Source organism: Streptomyces sp. S3(2020), from assembly GCF_013044505.1.
Taxonomy (GTDB): Bacteria; Actinomycetota; Actinomycetes; order Streptomycetales; family Streptomycetaceae; genus Streptomyces.
In genome coordinates this window covers 1-16,903 of the sequence record NZ_JABERD010000074.1, presented here as the reverse complement: position 1 = coordinate 16,903, position 16,903 = coordinate 1, and the positions used below count along the sequence as shown (strand labels likewise).

11 protein-coding genes and 1 pseudogene are annotated in these 16,903 nt (G+C 71.0%); 7 read left to right on the top strand and 5 right to left on the bottom strand.

Annotated elements, in window-relative coordinates:
- Positions 1–320 precede the first annotated feature (320 nt).
- Positions 321–1,010 carry a hypothetical protein gene (locus HLK59_RS23515; protein WP_171143485.1) on the top strand — a complete coding sequence of 230 codons (690 nt, stop codon included), beginning with the start codon at positions 321–323 and terminating at the stop codon, positions 1,008–1,010.
- Here HLK59_RS23515 and HLK59_RS23510 read toward each other — a convergent pair.
- Both HLK59_RS23510 and HLK59_RS23505 read right to left on the bottom strand, forming a co-directional pair.
- Positions 977–1,453: a hypothetical protein gene (locus tag HLK59_RS23510; protein ID WP_171143484.1), complete on the bottom strand. Its 477-nt coding sequence runs from the start codon at positions 1,451–1,453 to the stop codon at positions 977–979. The genes HLK59_RS23515 and HLK59_RS23510 overlap by 34 nt on opposite strands.
- A 466-nt stretch (positions 1,454–1,919) precedes the next feature.
- Entirely contained in the window at positions 1,920–3,251 is a 1,332-nt protein-coding gene (locus HLK59_RS23505) for a cytochrome P450 (protein WP_171143483.1), read from the bottom strand.
- Between the two features lie 462 nt (positions 3,252–3,713).
- Between HLK59_RS23505 and HLK59_RS23500 the strand changes: the two genes are divergently transcribed.
- Together HLK59_RS23500 and HLK59_RS23495 are read left to right on the top strand one after the other, a co-directional pair.
- Positions 3,714–4,595, top strand: a complete 882-nt coding sequence (locus HLK59_RS23500; RefSeq protein WP_171143482.1) for a phage holin family protein — start codon at positions 3,714–3,716, stop codon at positions 4,593–4,595.
- A 178-nt stretch (positions 4,596–4,773) separates the two neighbouring features.
- Positions 4,774–6,258, top strand: a complete 1,485-nt coding sequence (locus HLK59_RS23495; protein ID WP_171143481.1) for an ankyrin repeat domain-containing protein — start codon at positions 4,774–4,776, stop codon at positions 6,256–6,258.
- Positions 6,259–6,270: 12 nt separating this feature from the next.
- Here the strand turns inward: HLK59_RS23495 and HLK59_RS23490 are convergent, their stop codons facing one another.
- Positions 6,271–9,183 carry a LuxR family transcriptional regulator gene (locus tag HLK59_RS23490; protein WP_171143480.1) on the bottom strand — a complete coding sequence of 971 codons (2,913 nt, stop codon included), beginning with the start codon at positions 9,181–9,183 and terminating at the stop codon, positions 6,271–6,273.
- A gap of 178 nt (positions 9,184–9,361) precedes the next feature.
- Between HLK59_RS23490 and HLK59_RS23485 the strand changes: the two genes are divergently transcribed.
- Positions 9,362–10,579: a GNAT family N-acetyltransferase gene (locus HLK59_RS23485; RefSeq protein WP_171143479.1), complete on the top strand. Its 1,218-nt coding sequence runs from the start codon at positions 9,362–9,364 to the stop codon at positions 10,577–10,579.
- A gap of 110 nt (positions 10,580–10,689) precedes the next feature.
- Here the strand turns inward: HLK59_RS23485 and HLK59_RS23480 are convergent, their stop codons facing one another.
- A complete protein-coding gene (locus tag HLK59_RS23480) occupies positions 10,690–13,059 on the bottom strand; it encodes an ABC transporter permease (RefSeq protein WP_171143478.1) in 2,370 nt (789 codons plus the stop codon).
- A complete protein-coding gene (locus tag HLK59_RS23475) occupies positions 13,056–13,763 on the bottom strand; it encodes an ABC transporter ATP-binding protein (protein WP_171143477.1) in 708 nt (235 codons plus the stop codon). The genes HLK59_RS23480 and HLK59_RS23475 overlap by 4 nt, the downstream gene beginning before the upstream one ends.
- A 241-nt stretch (positions 13,764–14,004) precedes the next feature.
- Here HLK59_RS23475 and HLK59_RS23470 point away from each other — a divergent pair, with 241 nt between their 5' ends.
- The 3 genes and pseudogenes from HLK59_RS23470 to HLK59_RS23460 form a co-directional block, all read left to right on the top strand.
- Positions 14,005–15,282, top strand: a complete 1,278-nt coding sequence (locus tag HLK59_RS23470) for a histidine kinase (protein ID WP_240982605.1) — start codon at positions 14,005–14,007, stop codon at positions 15,280–15,282.
- Positions 15,279–15,965 carry a response regulator transcription factor gene (locus tag HLK59_RS23465; RefSeq protein WP_171143475.1) on the top strand — a complete coding sequence of 229 codons (687 nt, stop codon included), beginning with the start codon at positions 15,279–15,281 and terminating at the stop codon, positions 15,963–15,965. Before HLK59_RS23470 ends, HLK59_RS23465 begins: the two co-directional genes overlap by 4 nt.
- A 70-nt stretch (positions 15,966–16,035) precedes the next feature.
- Positions 16,036–16,903: pseudogene (locus HLK59_RS23460) on the top strand (hypothetical protein); the annotation flags it as partial.

The following is a 16,903-nucleotide window of genomic DNA, read 5'->3' as shown; positions in this document are numbered from 1 at the left end:
GCAAACCGGAGGTGGGACGGCTGGGTCACTTTGAGTGCGGGGAGGGGGCCCGTCACGTTGCCTTCACGACGCCGGGAGACCGATCCGCTACCGCAAACTCCGTGAGAGTCTCCGCAAGGATCCGACGAGGAAGCGGAAGACGGTAGTGGTGAGGCCCGTCCGCACCTCAGACGAGGCGTTTCCGTAGAACTACGCAATCCGCTACGGACTTTCGCCGCAGGGGCCCGCGGTGCGCGCGGAGTGTCGGTGGCCTGTGTGACTCTGTGGCGGGCAGCAAGGTCGATTGCCGGTGAGCGGTCTCGAAGCAGGCGGGGGAAGTCATGGGAAGTGCACGTACGTTCTTCATTCCGGCCGCTGCCGTGGCAGCGCTGCTCACCGTCTCAGGGTGTTCCGAGGACGAGCCGACCGCCCGGTCCTCCCCGTCCGAGAAGGCTTCCCCGTCCGAGCTCGCTCACTACACCGCTGCCCCCGACCCGACCACACCGACGCAGAGCCCGACGACGGCCGCGCCCACGGAGTGCGTGAAGACCACCGGCATGAGCGTCGAAGAGCTGACGACCTATCTCAAGGAACTGCCCAACAGCAGCGGCGCGTACCAGTCCCAGGGCTTGACCCTGGACTCCTCCGGCATCAACTTCACCCCGGAGGCGATCCAACGGCCGTGCAAGGCAGTCAAGGTGAAGCTCGCCCGCTACTGGGTCGAGTTCGAGAAGACGAGGGAGGAGACCGCCGTCAGCCCTGCCTCCTACGAGTACCGGTACACGCCGATCAGCGTCACCTCCCTCAAGGCCGGCCCGAAGGACGGCAGAGTCCCCGACACCGCCCCGCCCGGGGGCTCCGACTGCCAGGGCTCCCTCTCGGTGCTCTACGTCAGCGAAGACATCTCGCTGCGATACCTGCCGTCCGACTTGGAGCTGACCGACACGACCGCCCCCGTCCCCGTCGACGTTCCCGGGGACGGGGTGCTGTCCGCGCTCTACGTCCCGCCCATCAGCCTGGTGTCCTGCTGATCGCCGATTCGAGCCCTGCACGTGCCCTCCGGCGTCGCGCACGTCCGACATTCGGCGACGCACCTTGACGGAGCGGTCACAGTCGGCCTGGCGTACAGGACCTCGTCGCTCTCGGAGTCGGCCACCTCCCAGCCGAGCAAGTCGGCGATCCTCACTGCGAGTTCCCGGAGGGCGTCATAGGCCGAGCGGCCGCCGGCCGAGGAGCAGATCAGCTCCACCATGTTGACTCGCCGCGGCACCCGCCCTGTATGGGCGGCGTAGTTGCCGGCGCCGTCACACGCGGCGATGGTCACGTGGAGCCAGTCGAAGCCTTCGGCGGCCGTGTAGAAGGCCAGGTCGGTCCTCCGCAGGCCGGGCACGGAGTCCAGGTACTCGCGCAGCACGCATGACGGAACGCTCTCGCCGTGAAGACAGTCCGAGCGGACGACCAGATACCTGTACACACCCGCATCCTCGCATCCACCCCGACAAGGCAGGCCGGGTCAGGCGCCGCCCCCCCGAAACCGCCTCCGGAATCGCCGCCGTGCATGTCCACCCCCCGCGCCAGGCCGCCGGGTTCTGGTCAGGCAGGGCGCTGACTCGCCGTGGCGCCCGATCCTCGCGCGTACGGCCATCTCGGCGGCGTACCGCCCCTGTTGTGCCGGCGCGTTCTCCCAGGAGGCACCGAGCCACCAGGCTGTCTCGTCAGGGTCCGCAGCAGCCGGCCGACGACGATCCACACCCCTCGCTCATGTCGGCCGCCCCGTTCCCCGCCCGGCGACCCCCGACAGCTCCGCTCGGCTCGTGAGGCGGTCCCCTCGGAGGTCCTCCAACCGGGCGTCGGGCTGGCGTACTTGTCGGTTCTTCCTCACTCGGAACGCGGCCGACTTGTCGCCGGCAGATTCGGGTTCGGGGGCGCCGGACCCGTGGTCAGGCGCCGGTGATGTGGTCGGGCACGGAGCGGACAGGGCACGCGCCGACGTGTGTCGCGGAGTCGACGCCGTACGGGTAACTGGTGGTCGGCACGGCCTGGTTGTCGCTGTCGGGATCGCCCGACGACGGGGTGAAGGTGACGTCCAGGCGGGTGAGCCCCCGGAAGTTGAGGCTGCGCTGCCACTGCGGGGCGGGGCCGTCGAGCCGTAGGCCGGGGAGCCGGGTCAGGAGTGCTTCCAGGACGATCGCGCCTTCCAGCCGGGCCAGGGCCGCGCCGAGGCAGAAGTGCGGACCGTGCCCGAATGCCATGTGCCGTCCGCCGGGCCGTTCGAAGTCCAGCACATGGGGATCGGGAAACGCGGCCGGATCCCGGTTCGCGGCGCCGCCCACCAGGAGCACCGTCTGTCCTTCGGCGATGGTGCGCCCCGCCAGGTCCAGTTCGTGGCGTGCGCGGCGCAGCATCAGCTGTACCGGGGCGTCGTAGCGCAGGAGTTCCTCGACCGCGGCGGGCATCAGTTCGGGCCGGCCGCGCAGTTGATCGGCCGCGTGCGGGTGGCGGAGCAGGGCGAGGGTGGCGTTGCCGATGAAGTGGGTGGTGGTCTCGTGGCCGGCGATCAGGAGCAGGGCGCAGTTGGCGAGGAGTTCGTCGAGGTCCTGGTCGGTGTTCTCGGCCTGTGTGCTCACCAGGGCGCGCAGGGGGTGAGAGGCCGGCGGGGCGTCGTGGTGGGTGAGGAGTGCGCGGAAGTAGGCGAGCATGTCGGTCATGCTCTGTGAGGCCTCGCGGTTGCGGTCGGCGTCCAGCCGGGAGTTGCCGATGGCTTCGGCGACCGGCTCGGACCAGGCGGCGAGAGCGGGGCGGTTCTGCTCCGGTACGTCGAGGAGGTCGCAGATGATGGTGAGGGGCAGGGGCCTGGCGAGGTCCGCGACGATGTCCATCCGCCCGGTCGGCGCCGCCTCGGCGATGATCCGGTCGACGGCCTCGACGATCCGGCCGCGGAGCGTCTCCACCGCCCGGGGAGTGAAGGCCTTGCTGATCAGGCTCCGCAGCCTGGGGTGGTCGGGGGCGTCGTTGTAGAGCATCTGCCGACTCAGGACCGTGGCCAGCGGCCGCAGTTCCTCGGAGACGTCCTCGATGTCGGGATAGCGCACCGAGGACAGCCCCGGGTCACCCGCCGCCTTGCTGACCACGGCATGCCCGGTCGCGACCCACGCGCGCAGACTGCGGTCCCAGAACAGGTCGTCGGCGCTCCGCAGCTCATCGTAGAAGTCGTAGAGACGCTCTTGGACTTGAGGCCGAAAGGCCCGCAACAGCGAGGTGGGAGTGCTCATCGGCCCAGGCTAGACGGTCCGTGGATGCGGGGCCTGGCCAAGAAGTCCCCAGCTCAGGAGTTGGGTAGGCGATTGCGTACTTTCACCGAAGCCCTCGCACCGAGCATGCGGAAGCGTGACCACCGGACCCTGGATGCCTCCGGGGTGACCGAGCGGAGAGAACGCGGGTGAACGGTGCGAGTACGGTGCGCTGCGGCGGCTGTGTGGGTGCCCCGGATGACGGCCAAGGCTCTGAGCGACGCCCGGTCCCAGTCCGCCGTCCCCGTCGATGCGGGTCTCAGCGAGCTTCAGATGTCCGAGGAGACGGCAGGTATGCCTGCTTCCGAAGGCGCTTGAGAACAGCGGCGAGGAAGTGTGCGGAGTACGAGAACGGCGGGTGTCAGGCCGTCGCGCCGTCATGTGTGGTTGGGGGGGTCTATGAGGCGCCGTCGTGAGCAGTCATGTCTGCTGACAGTTGCGCTCTTGTTGAAGTGGTACGTGGTCGGATATCTCCTCCTGGTTCCGGTCGTCGTTCCCGGGTTCATGGCGGCGCAGTCGCCTCCGCAGCACGTCGACGGAGCTGCGCGACCGGTGCTGGCGGGGATATCCCTGCTGACCGCGGTCGTCGTGGCCTGGGCGGCCGGCCGCGGCCAGTCCTTCCGATGGTGGCTGCCGCTCGCCCGTGCTGCCGTGCTCCTCGGTCTCTGCGCGGCGGCGGTGGCGTTGACCCGGTCCCAGCTGGAGCCGGGGGCGCTGCGCGCCACGATGGAGGAGCCCGCGGACCCGTATGCGAAGTGGATGGTCACCTCGATGCTGGAGATCCCGGCCGCGGGGCTCACGGCCATGGTGTTCTTCCTCGTCGTGCGGTGGTGGGGCCGGCAGGCCGCAGACAGTCCCGGCAGGCCGAGGCGGCCGCGGCCGCCGAGCCGGCCGACCCTGCCGGAGCCGGGCGAGATATGGCTGGCCATGGTCCCCTACCGTGAAGGGACCGGGGAGGAGTCCCAGCACTACTGCGTCGTGGTGAGCTGCCACGAGGACCATGCCGGCGTCCTCCAGATCACCAGCCAGAACAAGGACGCGCGACGCGACCACATCCGGATCCCCAACGACGGCTGGGACGAGGTCTCCGGCAAGGACCACTGGATGGAAATCGACGTCCCCCTGCGAGAGGTGCCGTACGAGAAGTTCCTGACGGTCAGTCCCCAGGGCCGGTGCCCCGCGACGACGTGGGGGCAGATCCAGGCAGCGCACCCCACGCAGTTGGCGCGCCGGCCGGACCATCCGGCCCCGGCCACGGTTCCGGAGCCGCTGACGGGATGGAGGAAGCTGACCCGCCGGCACGTACGCTCCGGCTCAACGCCTTGAGGTGAACGGGCCGGGGCCGCGACAGGCCCGCCGATCCCCGTACCGGCCGCCAATACCTGAAGAGCCGCCGAGACGGGAAGCGCGCCATGCCGTGAAACCACGCAACCGGCTACCTAACCTTCGTCCCCGGCGCCATCAGGACCCCTGATCGCCGTGGACGTCGGCTACGGTCCGGGCCATGACGGGAACAGTCGACGACCTCTTTCACGCGGTCAGCCCTGCGCACGGTGCTCGGCCTCTGGAGCAGGTCGCGAGGATACGCGCCCTGCTGGCCGAGGGCGCCGAGGTGTCGGCGCCCGACGAGCAGGGCGCCACCCCCTTGCACCGGGCGGTCCAGGCCCCCTACCGGGACAGGGACCCGCTGCCCTCACTGGAAATGGTGCGCGCTCTGCTGGAGTCGGGGGCGGACGTGCACGCCCGCGACCGGACCGGCGTCACGCCCGCCGCCCGGGCCGTCCTCCTCAACAACACCGCACCGCAAGCCGCCGTCGACCGCTCGGTCGCGATACTGGAGCTCCTCGTCGAGCACGGCGCCCGCCTCGACGGACCCCGCGGGGATGTCATGGGCGGGTCGTTCGCGCACCACAGCACCACCGCCACCCCGGTCTACGCCTTCCTGCTCGACCATGGCGCTCCGACGACCGACACCGACAGCCTCGGCAACACACCCCTGCACGCCACCGTGAGCTCGGCCCAGCCCCCATTGGTGGAACTCCTGCTCCAGCACGGCGCCGACACCGCCGCCGTCAACCAACTCGGACAGACACCCCTGGGCATCGCGCTGCGCCTGGACCAGCGCAACGACCATCAACGACGCGCCCGATCACAGATCGTGCCCATGCTGGAGAAAGCAGGGGCACCCGCACACGTCCGCTACCCCTTCACCGAGGGCGGACCACGGCCCATCGACATGCAGGCCGTACGCCGGGCCGCAGCGGAACTCCGTACCGACGACGAGGACAACCCCAGCCTGCGGCGGCACGTCGACGAGACGTACGACAGCTACCAGCACTTCATCGACACGCTGAAGCGCGACTGCGGCCCTGACGGTTTCGTATGGCTCCTGGAGCTCTGCCGGAGAGTCCTGGGCGACACGGGCACAACCAGGACCCTGGTGAGCGAGCAGGAGCTCCGCGCTCCCTTCTTCCACCACGGCGACCTCGTCGTAGAGGGAAACCTTCAGGTGATGCGCTCCTTCGTCGTCACCGGCTCCCTGACCGTCGAGGGCTGCCTGGCGGACTCGCGCCCGGCCTCGGGCATCGTCATCGGCGGGGACCTGACGGCCAAGGCGCTGTACACCGAAGGCGACATGCACGTCAGCGGCGACATCGAGGCGGACATCGTCTACGGCTACTACAACGACCACACCCTTGAGGCACGCACCATCCGGGGACGCCTCGTCATCGCGGACGACCACGATGTACAGGCCCCTGTGGAAGCCGAGCACCACTTCGACATCGACGACTACCGACAGGGGTACGGCGAGGGTGTCCAGGAGTACCTGCGCACCCTCCTCGTGGACGAGGTGTTCACCAAGAGCGACGGCGACGACGAAGCCCAGTTGAACCCGGGCGCACTCTTCTCCCGCCTGTGGGAAGGCGAAGCCGTCTTCCGTCCCACGGACCGACCGGCCGTCGAGACGGGGTCGGCGAACGATCGGTGAGCTCAGATGGGCTCAGGTGACCTCGGTGGTCCCCGTCGTCCCGGTCGTCGTGTCGCCCAGCTCCGATCTGGTCTGGAGGACGGCGAGGGCGGCCCGCGAAGTGACGCCGGTCTTGCGGTAGATGCGGCCGAGGTGGGACTCGACCGTGCGGGGGCTGAGGAAGAGCTGGGCGGCGATGGCGGGGGTGGTCAGGCCCGCGGCGACCAGCGCGGCGATCTCGCGTTCGCGGGCGGAGAGGCCCGGGAGCGGAGGCTGGGCCGGGGGCACGGTGTGCACGAGGGGGTGGATCATGTCGGCCAGGCCCGTCAGTTGCCGCGCGCCGCCGGTCACGGCGAGCCGCCGTGCACGGGTCCACATGGCGCGGGCGCGGTCCGGATCACCGGCGGCGGCCAGGGGTGCGCCGAGCAGCAGGCTGAACGCCTCCCACAGCACCGCTCCCCCGCGGACCGTCTTGTCCACAGCCTCATCGAACAGTGCGACGGCCGCTGCCGTGTCGCCGCCGGCGGACAGACAGTGGGCGGTGCTGCGCAGCGCCGAGGCCTGCTGCGAGGGGAGGTCCAGCAGTTCGGCCTCCTTACGGGCCCGCTCCGCCCAGATCGCGGCGGCGTCCGTGTCGCCGGTCAGGATGGCGGAGGTGACGAGGATCTCCAGGATGAGCGGGCGCATGGACGGATGGAGCGCGTCCAGATCGTCGCCTCCGCCACCACGAAGGATCGCGGCCCTGGCGCGCTGCGGATCACCCGCGTGCATCGCCGCCTGGGCGAGCACGCACCAGGCGATGGACGCCCACCAGTTGGTACGCGTCCCTGCCGCGGCGACGGCTTCCTCGGCCACCACCAGTGCGGCCCGGTCGCCGAGCGGGAGGGCGAACAACTGCGTGTACGCCTTGTTGGTGAGGACGAAGGCCAGCAGTTCGTCGCTGCCGACGCCACGGGCGATCGTCTCGGCCTCGTCCGCGAGTTCCATGGCCGAGTCCAGGCGCAGGGTCTGGATATGGACGTACGCCTTGCACAGCAGCAGGTGCGGCAGGACGTAGAGCTGGCCGCCGCGCCGGGCGATGGCCAGGCCGCGGTCGGCGTGCCGTTCGGCGTCGGCGTACCGCTCCAGGAAGGCCTCGGCCCAGCCGAGCCGGGCCAGGGGCTCGCACAGACCCGCGAGGTCGTGGTCGGTCAGGGCGTCGACCAGCGCGGCGCCCCGGTCGGTGGCCTCCCGCGCGGCACCCATGTTGCCTTCGTACGTCTCCCCGAGGGCCGCGATCGAGAGGGCGCCCGCCTGGGCGACCTCGTCGCCCAGGGACCGGGCCAGGTCGAGGGTGGCGGCCACGTCGGCGCGCAGCTGGGGGTAGGCGGTGTCGTGCGGCGCGGACGAGCTCAGTTCGAGGCCGAGTTCCACCGTGTCGGCGTCGGACGGGCCCGGTGACCGGGAGAGCTCGCGGCGCAGCAGGGCGACCGCCTCGGCGTACCGCCCCAGGTGACGCTCCATCACCGCGCACAGTGTCACGGCGGAGGCCCGCACGCTTCCTGACGCCCCCGCCTCGTCGGGCGGTGACATGGCGATCACCTCGTGCAGCAGGTCCCGGCTCTCCCGCAGCCCTCCGCACACGCCCAGGGCACGGGCCCGGCGCAGCATCAGATCGCGGCGCAGCGTGTCGTGCTGCGGCTGGTCGGGCAGGTGGGAGAGGGCGACGCCCAGCCAATGGGCGCTGCTCGCGGGTGCGGTGGCGGCGGAGCGCTCGGCAGCTTCGGACAGTAAGGCGACGGCCTGCGGGTCCCAGCCGGTCAGTGACTGTTCGACGTGGTGGGCGCGTTCGCTGGCGGGAGCACCTGCGGCGGCCAGCGCGGCGGCGGCGAGACGGTGCATACGCACGCGTTCCAGGGGCTGGATGCTTTCGTGTACGACAGCCCGTAGCACTGGGTGGCGCAGTGCCCAGCGTCCTCCCGCCCCGGGCCGCAGCAGATCACGTTCGGCCAGTGCTCCCAGGTCCGCGTCGACGTCGGCCTCGTCCCGGCCGCTCACCACGGCCAGCAGGGAAGCGCTGCCACGGTCGCCGAGAACGGCCACCGCCTCGGCGGTACGGCGCTGCGCAGTGGTCAGCGGGGTCAGTTCGTCCAGGAGGACGGAGCCGAGCCCGGTCGAGTGCGGCGGTGTGTCCTGCCCGGCGTTCCGTCCTGTCTGTCCGGCCTGGAGGAGGGCGAGGAAGTACAGGGGGTTGCCGTCGCTGGCGGCGTACAGTTCGGCGGCCCGGCCGGGTTCCATGCCGGGTGCCAGTCCGGGGGCGAGGACTTCGACGCACGCCTGTTCGGCGAGGGGGCCGAGGTTCAACCGCAGCACCGTACCCATGTCGATGCCCCGGGTGAGCGCGGCGTCCAGGGAGGCCGTGGTCTGACGGTTGCGGCGGGCCACGACGATCACGACGGGGGCGTTCGGGGGATGGCGGACGACGTGGTCGAGGAGTTCCAGGGACGCGGGGTCCGCCCAGTGCAGGTCGTCCAACGCCACGACCAGCCCGCGACCGTAACCGAGGCCGGGGTCGGTGCCCGGGCCAGGGCCGGTGCCGCTCCGGGCGATCCGTACGAGCAGCTTCGCGATGGAGCGTTGCAGCCCGAACCGGTCGCCGCGCGCGTTCTCGGCACCCGGATCCGTCAACTCCATGTCGTGGTCGGCGAGTGCGTCGCTGAACGGCTGGTAGGGGATGTGCTGTTCGTACTCGCTGGCCCGGCCGCGCAGTACCGTCATCCCCCGGGCCTGCGCCCGTCGGCAAAACTCGGTCATCAACCGGCTCTTGCCGATGCCCGCGGTCCCGGCGAGGTCCACGACGGAACAACCGCCGTCCCCCTCCAGTGTCCGGTCGAGCACCGCGTCCAGAAGTTCCAGCTCTGTCGCCCGGCTCACCAGCGGAGTCACATCGCCACCTAACCTCCCCATGGCCCCACGGCCCTCGGGGACATTCCTGTGACGATCTTACGTAAGCCGTACCCGGCGGGATCGAGCAGGCCGCCGTCGCGACAGGTCGTAATTCGCTTGCGCCGGCGACGAGTCGACGCTGCACTGTCGCCGGACACCGCACGTTGTGGTGCCGGTATTCGAGGAGGCAGCGCCGCCGATGGAGATTCGTTCCACGACTGACGACGACTTCGACGTCTTCGTCGACACGCTCCATACCGCGTTCGGGATGTTCCCGGAAACCCCGGTCGACGGCGGCGGACTCTGGTGGTCGGCGCTGGAGACGGACCGCTGTCTGCTCGCCCTGACGCCGGACGGGCGGCCTGTCGGCACCGCCGGCACGTACCCCTTCGAACTCACGCTGCCCGGTGGGACCCTCGTCCCGGTGTCCGGGCTGACCGCCGTCGGCGTCCTGCCTTCGCACCGACGCCAGGGCGCACTCAGCGCGATGATGCGGCATCAGCTCTCCGGGACGCGGGCCGGTGGGGAGTTCCTGTCCGTGCTGCTGTCCTCCGAGGCCACGATCTACGGCCGGTTCGGCTACGGGCCTGCGACCGGCACGGCGCAGCTGAAGGTGGAGCGCCACCGGGCCGCGCTCACCCTCCCCCGGGCACCCGGAACGGCCGACGCCCAGACGACCGGCTCGGTGGAGGTGCTGCGGCGCGCCGAGTGCGGCGAGATCCTGGAAGAGGTCTACGACCGGTACCGCCGCGCCCAGCCCGGCGCGCTGTCCCGGCCGCACCGCTGGTGGGCGTTGCGCGCGGGGCAGCCGCCGATCTCGCCGGCGCAGCGTCACATCGCCGTTCACCGGGACGCCGACGGCGTCCCGGACGGGTACGCCAGCTACTCGGTCGACTCCGGCACCCTGACGGTCGACGAGACCATCGCCACCGACGACGCCGTCTTCACGGCCCTGGCCCGGTTCGTCCTCGGACATGACCTGGTCTCGGAGGTGGTGTTCAAGCACGTCCCGCCCGAGCACCCGCTGCGCTGGCAGCTCGCGGACCTCCGCGCCGGCCAGGTGAGCGGCCAGATGGACTGGCTCTGGGTGCGGATCCTGGACATCCCCGGTGCCCTGACCGCGCGCGGCTGGTTCATGGACGGCGAACTCGTCCTCGACGTCGCCGACCCGTTCCTCGCCGAACACGGCCGCTACCTGCTGACCGTCCGGGACGGCAAGGCCGACTGCGTCCCCACGGACCGCGAGCCCGACCTGTCCCTGGACGTGCGCGACCTGGGCTCGGTCTATCTCGGCGGGACCGCCCCGAGCACGCTCGTCCGTGCCGGACACATCCGAGCCCACCACCCGGGCGCGGCCGCTCTCGCCGACGCTCTCTTCCGCGGCGACCGCTCCCCGCACTGCCTGCACTGGTTCTGAACCGCACGCTCGCCGAGCCCGGGCCCCACGCGACCTGCCGTGGGGCCCGGAGGCACAACCTCCGCGTCTGAGATCTGGAGGTGGAGCCACAACCTCCGTACCTCACCCTCCTATTCGGTACGCAGCGCCGTGGCGGTCCGGGCTCGTGCGGCCCAGCCGGCGGGCAGGAGCGCACCCAGCGTGGCGATGAGCAGGCCGCCGAGGGTGAGTGGGAGCAGTTCGGCCGCGTGGTAGACGGCGGTGACGGATCCGGGGAGGCGAAGCCCCACGCTGTCGCCCATCGCGGGGATGACCCAGCCGTGCAGGGCCACGCCGAGCGGTACGCCCAGCGCGCCCGCGACCAGTCCGGTCACGACGACCGAGGTGAGGACCATGGCGACGGTCTGTCGGGGAGTCATGCCGAGCGCCTTGTGGACGCCGATCTCCCGGACGCGCTCGCGGGTGTCGAGGAGCACTCCGTTCAGTACGCCCAGCGCGGCGACGGCGACGAGCATCAGGGTGAGGATCGCGGACAGCGCGTTGAGGGTGACGACCATGTCGCTGCCGGAGTTGAGCCCGCCGGCCCGGGCGGTGACCCCGAGGGGCGCCAGGTTCTTGTTCAACGTGTCGACGTAGGCGGTGACGTCGGTGCCCGGGGTGACCGCGATGTGATGGCTCGTCTGTGTCAGGTCGGGGTGTGCGGGGGTGAGGGTCGAGGCGTCGGTGAAGACCTGCATGCCGTCGTTGCGGGTGTCGAAGACCTCCCCGACGATCCGGACCGTGACCGGTTCGGCCAGGCCGTTGAGGGTGATGGTGTCGCCGACGCGGGTGCTGGTGGCGGCCAGGAGGGGGGTGGGGACCACGGCCTCGCCGGTGCGCTCGATCCAGCGGCCGGAGACCATGGTGTAGCCGCCCCAGGAGGCGTCGCCGGTGAAGGTGTTCACTTCGATGGTGCCGGTCAGGCCGGACACGGTCGCCCGTACCGTGGCAGCCCTGTAGTACTTCCCGGTTCCGGAGGCGGCCTTGACGGCCGCGGCGACCGAGGCGACCGAGGAGACCGCGGTGGGATCGGCCTCGGGCTGCTTCTCGGAGCCTGGGCCCTGGGGCCCGAAGTCCGGCATGGGCGCGGGGATGACGACATCAGCCGCGTCGTGGGCCCTTGCTGTCATCACTTGACCGAGCGAGGCGCCCATCCCCACGGTGAACGTGACGGCGATGGCGCCGAACAGGACGGCGGTACCCATGGCCACCGCGCGGGCGGGCCGTGCGAAAGGCCGCGCCAGGCCCAGCGCCACGGGTTGCGGCAGCGGCAGCCGTCCGGCGAGCCGGGCCGCCCACCGTCCGCGCCCCGCCGACGCCGTACGCCCTACGGCGAGCGCGTCGACAGTCCTCATGCGCCCGGCCCGCAGGGCACTTGCCCACGCGGTCGCCGCCACCAGGCCGAGCACTCCCGCGATCACCGTCAGGTCGACCCAGGGAGCGACGGTCAGGGAGGAACTGCTGTACACCTCCTGGGCCTCGGCCAGCACGGGCACGGCGAGCAGGTGCCCGGCGAGGACTCCGAGGACCGCGCCGACGGCGGCCGGGATCAGCGCCTGGCCGACATAAGCCCGTACGACCTGGGCCGGGGTGAAGCCGACGGCTTTGAGGACTCCGATACGGCGCGTTCCCGTGCCGACGGCCGACGCGACGACGTTGCCGACGATGAGCACCGACATGACCAGCCCCAGGGCGCCGAAGGCCATGAGGAAGGGAACGTAGAGGGCGGTGTCGCGTTCGACGGTCTTCTTGACGGTGAGCCAGGACTGTTCGCCGACGGCCGCTCCCGGCGGCAGGGACCGGGTCACGGCCTTGCCGCCCGCGGTGATCTGCGCGGCGGTGCCGGCGTCGGTGAAGCGGTAGAGCATCTGCCGGCCGCCGCTGCCGGGCGCGGTGAGCGCGGGCATCTGGGAGGGCAGTACCCATGCGTCGGCGGTCTGCGTGACCGAGCGGGCCTCGCCCACCACCGTCAGCGTCGGGTCACCGGGCAGGTCGGGGAAGGTGACCTTCGTGCCCAGGGTCGCGAAGAGCGCGGAGCCGGCGGACAGCACGATCTCGCCGGAGCGCGTGGGCCACCGTCCGTGGAGCAGTGTCAGTTCGTCCACGTCCTCGCCGGGACCGTCCCGGCCGACCACGGTCATCGGCCAGCCGGGGCCCCCGAACCCGTCCGACCGCGGGGTGAGCGTCGCCGTGGGGAACGGCCCGGCGGCGGCGCTCACCCCTTCGGTGTCCTTGGACGTCGACAGCTGTCCGGCGCTGACCCCGTCCGCGTCGAACTGCATGGACAGATGCGCGCCGCGCTGTGCCGCGAACGCGTCCTCGAAAGGCGCGCCGGAGACCGCGAGCAGGGTTCCGCCGAGGACGGAGGCGGCCACCGCCATCATCGTGGCGAGCCCGATCACCAGCGTCTGCACCCGGCGTCGTGCGACCCCCGTGCGCACCACCTTGGCGAGCGCGCTCATCGGACGGCCTCCGGGGTGACGGCCCGCGACCCGGTGTCCTGCGTGATCCGGCCATCGGCGATGCGGACCGTGCGGTCGGTGCAGGACCGGGCCAGTGCCAGGTCGTGGGTGACGACGACGAGGGTCTGGCCCTCGGCGTTGAGACCGGTGAGCAGTTCGCTGACGTCCTGTCCGGCGGCCGTGTCCAGGGCCCCGGTCGGCTCGTCGGCCAGGAGCAGCGCGGGCCGGTTCATCAACGCCCGGGCGACCGCGACGCGTTGCCGTTCGCCACCGGACAGACGTGCCGGGTAGGCGCGGGCCTGCCGGTCGATGCCCAGCAGTTCCAGGAGTTCCGCCGCCCTGCGGCCCGCCTCGCCCCGTGACATACCGGTCAGGCGGGCGGGCAGCACGACGTTGTCGGTGACGGTCAGATCGTCGAGCAGGTTGAAGAACTGGAAGACCATGCCGATCTTCGACCGCCGATACAGCGCCGCACCGGCTTCGCCGAGCCGGTCCACCCGCACTCCGTCCACGGTGACGGTCCCCTCGTCGGGCCGGTCCAGGCCCGCGATCAGGTTCAGCAGCGTGGACTTGCCGCTGCCGGAGGGGCCAAGGATCGCGACGGCCTCGCCGGGTCGCACGGTCAGCGATGCCTCGTGCAGAGCGGGCGGACCGTCGTCGTATCGGCGGCTCACCTCGCGCAGTTCGATCACCGGCATGGTCATGAAGGGCTCCTCGGGTAACGGAAGTTGGCTGCGTGAACGCTAGGAGCGGGCCCCGCAGGCACGCGTCGCCCGCTCGAACCCCTTGCCGTACCGAGCTGGGATGAGCCCCGGAAACGTCATCCCTGCGATGTAGGCGGGTGATGTATCCGGTACGGCGGAAATGACCACGGGGGCGGACTCCGCGGGTCCGCGCGGCGGCGAAAATGATCCGGTGACGGACGGACGTACGACGCTGGAGCGGATGCGGGGAGCCGCCCGCCGTACGGTCCGCGACGCCTGGGTTCCCAGCGGTCCGCCGCTGCGGCCCACGTGGCGGGCCTGGCAGTTCGACATGCTGGTCGCGCTCGTGTTCGGAATCTCCACCGTCTACTACGCCATCGACAACGTCGACGTCGTGGTGGTGCGGGAGATCGCACCCGGCGTGGGGTACACCATGGAGCGTCCGTCCGGGCCCGGCGGGCTGGCCTTCATGGTGACCCTCGCGGTCGTCGCCTCGGGTGCCCTCGCGCTGCGCCGCCGTTGTCCGCTGGCCGTGCTGTGTGTCGTGACGGCGGCGACACTGGCGACACCGCAGAGCGTGCTGCGGCTGACCTTCTACGCGTTCATCGTCGCCGTCTACAGCGCAGCCGTGTACAGCCCGTACCGGGTGGCGACCCTGGTGACGCTGCCGGTGTCGGTCGTCCTGGTCGGCACCTCGGGGAACTCGGTGACGCCGATCGTCCCCAACGACTACATCGCCCTGCTGATCCTGGTCCCGATGGCCGTGGCCGCGATCGGCCTGCGTACATGGAAACTCCGGACCGGCGAGGGCCGTACCCGGATCTCCGCCCTGGAACGCGAACGGGCCGAGGAGTTGCGCCGGGCCGTCGAGCACGAGCGGGCCAGGATCGCCCGCGAACTGCACGACGTCGTCACGCACAACGTGAGCGTGATGATCATCCAGGCGGGTGCGGCCCGCAAGATCATGAAGATCTCGCCCGAGGAGGCCGGTGAGGCGCTGCTCGCCGTCGAGGCGGGTGGGCGGGCGGCCATGACCGAACTGCGCCACGTCATGGGACTGCTCACCATGAACGACGAGGACGAGGGGACGTCCAGCGGAGCGGACCCGGCCGACGCGGCGGCGGAGCTGACCCCTCAACCCGGCCTGGACCAGCTGGAATCGCTGGTGGGGCGGGTACGGGACACCGGACTGCCCGTCGACCTGACCGTGACAGGGCCGTCCCGTCCGCTCCCGCCCGGCCTCGAACTCGCCGCCTATCGCGTGGTCCAGGAAGCCCTGACCAACACGGTGAAGCACGCGTCCGGCGCCAGCGCCGCCGTGACCGTCGACTACGGCCCGGACCGGCTCCGGGTGGAAGTCACCGACACCGGTGGGCGTTCCAGCGGGGCCGTCGGAAGCGGCCGCGGGCTGATCGGGCTGCGCGAGCGCCTCGCCGTCCACGACGGAACCCTCACCACCGGCCGCCGTCTGACCGGCGGGTACCGTGTGGAAGCCCTGATCCCCCTGGAGGGACCGTGACCGAGCCGCTGCGCGTCCTCCTCGCCGACGACCAGACCCTGGTCCGCACCGGCTTCCGGTTGATCCTCCGCGCCGACGGCATCGACGTGGTCGCCGAGGCCACCAACGGGAGCGAAGCCGTCGACGCCGTCCGCCGTACCCGGCCCGACGTGGTCCTGATGGACATCCGGATGCCCGAGATGGACGGCCTGGAGGCCACCCGCCGCATCCTCACCGGGGCCGCCGACACGCCCCGCGTCATCATCCTCACCACGTTCGACCTCGACCGGTACGTCTACGCGGCCCTGTCCGCCGGGGCCAGCGGCTTCCTCCTCAAGGACGTCACCCCCGAGCAGTTGACCGCGGCCGTCCGCACGGTCCGTACCGGCGACGCCCTCCTCGCGCCCACCATCACCCGCCGTCTCGTCCAGCGGTTCGCGCATCAGGGCAGCGACACCACCACCCTCCACCGCGACCTGGCCTCGCTCACCCCACGCGAACTCGAAGTCCTGGGCCTGCTGGCCCGCGGCCTGAGCAACGCCGAACTCGCCACCCGCCTCCATCTGGCCGAGGCGACCGTCAAGACACACGTCGCCCGCATCCTCGCCAAACTCGGACTCCGTGACCGCGTCCAGGCCGTCATCGTCGCCTACGAGACAGGTCTGGTCAGCGTCGGTGCGGGCGGGGTCGCCGAGCAGCCGTAGGCCGACGGGGCCACATCGTCCCTTGCCACCCCAGGAGGAAGAGTGCCGGAAATGAGAATATTCTTCTTATATGCACCCTACGCGTGCCCGGCCCATCGCCTTGGCGATCATCCTCGGCCTCGTGGCAGTGCTCGGGATCGTCTGGCTGGTCAGATCCGCCACCATTGACGGACAGAACGCCGCTGACGAAGGACCGGTCAGCTCGGTGGCCGGCTCGAACGGCACCGATACCGACCCCAACGCCGACCCGAACGCCGACCGCGGCACAGGCGCCGGCACCAGCACCGACCCCGATGCCGGCACCAGTCGCCCGACTGACGGAGGCTCCAGCTCCCCGTCCACCTCGCAGGGCACATCGACCGGGGGAAACAGCACGCCGGGCGGCGAGACCGGCAACAGCGGTCGACGATCCATTCACGTCAACGGTGTGCATCTCGACGGCAACCGCAACGGACCCGGCTGCCTGACCATCATCAACAAGACGGCCACCGCCGGGACCGTCACCAGTGTCTCCTTCACCGTGACCGCCGGCCCGGCCACCCCGGCGGTCCGTTCCGACGACGCCGCCCATTGTTCGCCGACCGGTGACCCCGCGTGCCGCGGGGTCAAACTGACCGAGGGTTACCAGTGCGTGACGGGAGCCGTCCTCCCCGCGGACGCCCCAGCGGGTGTGTACACGGTCACCGCGGTAGTCCACTTCACCTACGTGTGCGACAACACCGAGAACTCCCCGTGCAACGAGGTGTCGGACTGGGGTGGTTCGCCACCGACGGCACAGAATCCGGTGACGGTCAGTGGTTCGAGTTCCAACAACGTTCCCCAACTGACGATGACTGTCGGAGGGGCAGCGGAGGACGACTCTGCGGAGGAGATCTCCCCGCCCTCCGACGACCCGCCCGCCCGCCACACCTCCCTCGCACCCACGCCACCCCCACCCC

Excerpts from the sequence above, each read along its gene's own strand:
- HLK59_RS23475 (WP_171143477.1), bottom strand. The coding sequence starts at position 13,763 with ATGACCATGCCGGTGATCGAACTGCGCGAGGTGAGCCGCCGATACGAC.
- HLK59_RS23490 (WP_171143480.1), bottom strand. The coding sequence starts at position 9,183 with ATGGGGAGGTTAGGTGGCGATGTGACTCCGCTGGTGAGCCGGGCGACA.
- HLK59_RS23515 (WP_171143485.1), top strand. The coding sequence starts at position 321 with ATGGGAAGTGCACGTACGTTCTTCATTCCGGCCGCTGCCGTGGCAGCG.
- HLK59_RS23505 (WP_171143483.1), bottom strand. The coding sequence starts at position 3,251 with ATGAGCACTCCCACCTCGCTGTTGCGGGCCTTTCGGCCTCAAGTCCAA.
- HLK59_RS23495 (WP_171143481.1), top strand. The coding sequence starts at position 4,774 with ATGACGGGAACAGTCGACGACCTCTTTCACGCGGTCAGCCCTGCGCAC.
- HLK59_RS23485 (WP_171143479.1), top strand. The coding sequence starts at position 9,362 with ATGGAGATTCGTTCCACGACTGACGACGACTTCGACGTCTTCGTCGAC.
- HLK59_RS23470 (WP_240982605.1), top strand. The coding sequence starts at position 14,005 with ATGCGGGGAGCCGCCCGCCGTACGGTCCGCGACGCCTGGGTTCCCAGC.
- HLK59_RS23480 (WP_171143478.1), bottom strand. The coding sequence starts at position 13,059 with ATGAGCGCGCTCGCCAAGGTGGTGCGCACGGGGGTCGCACGACGCCGG.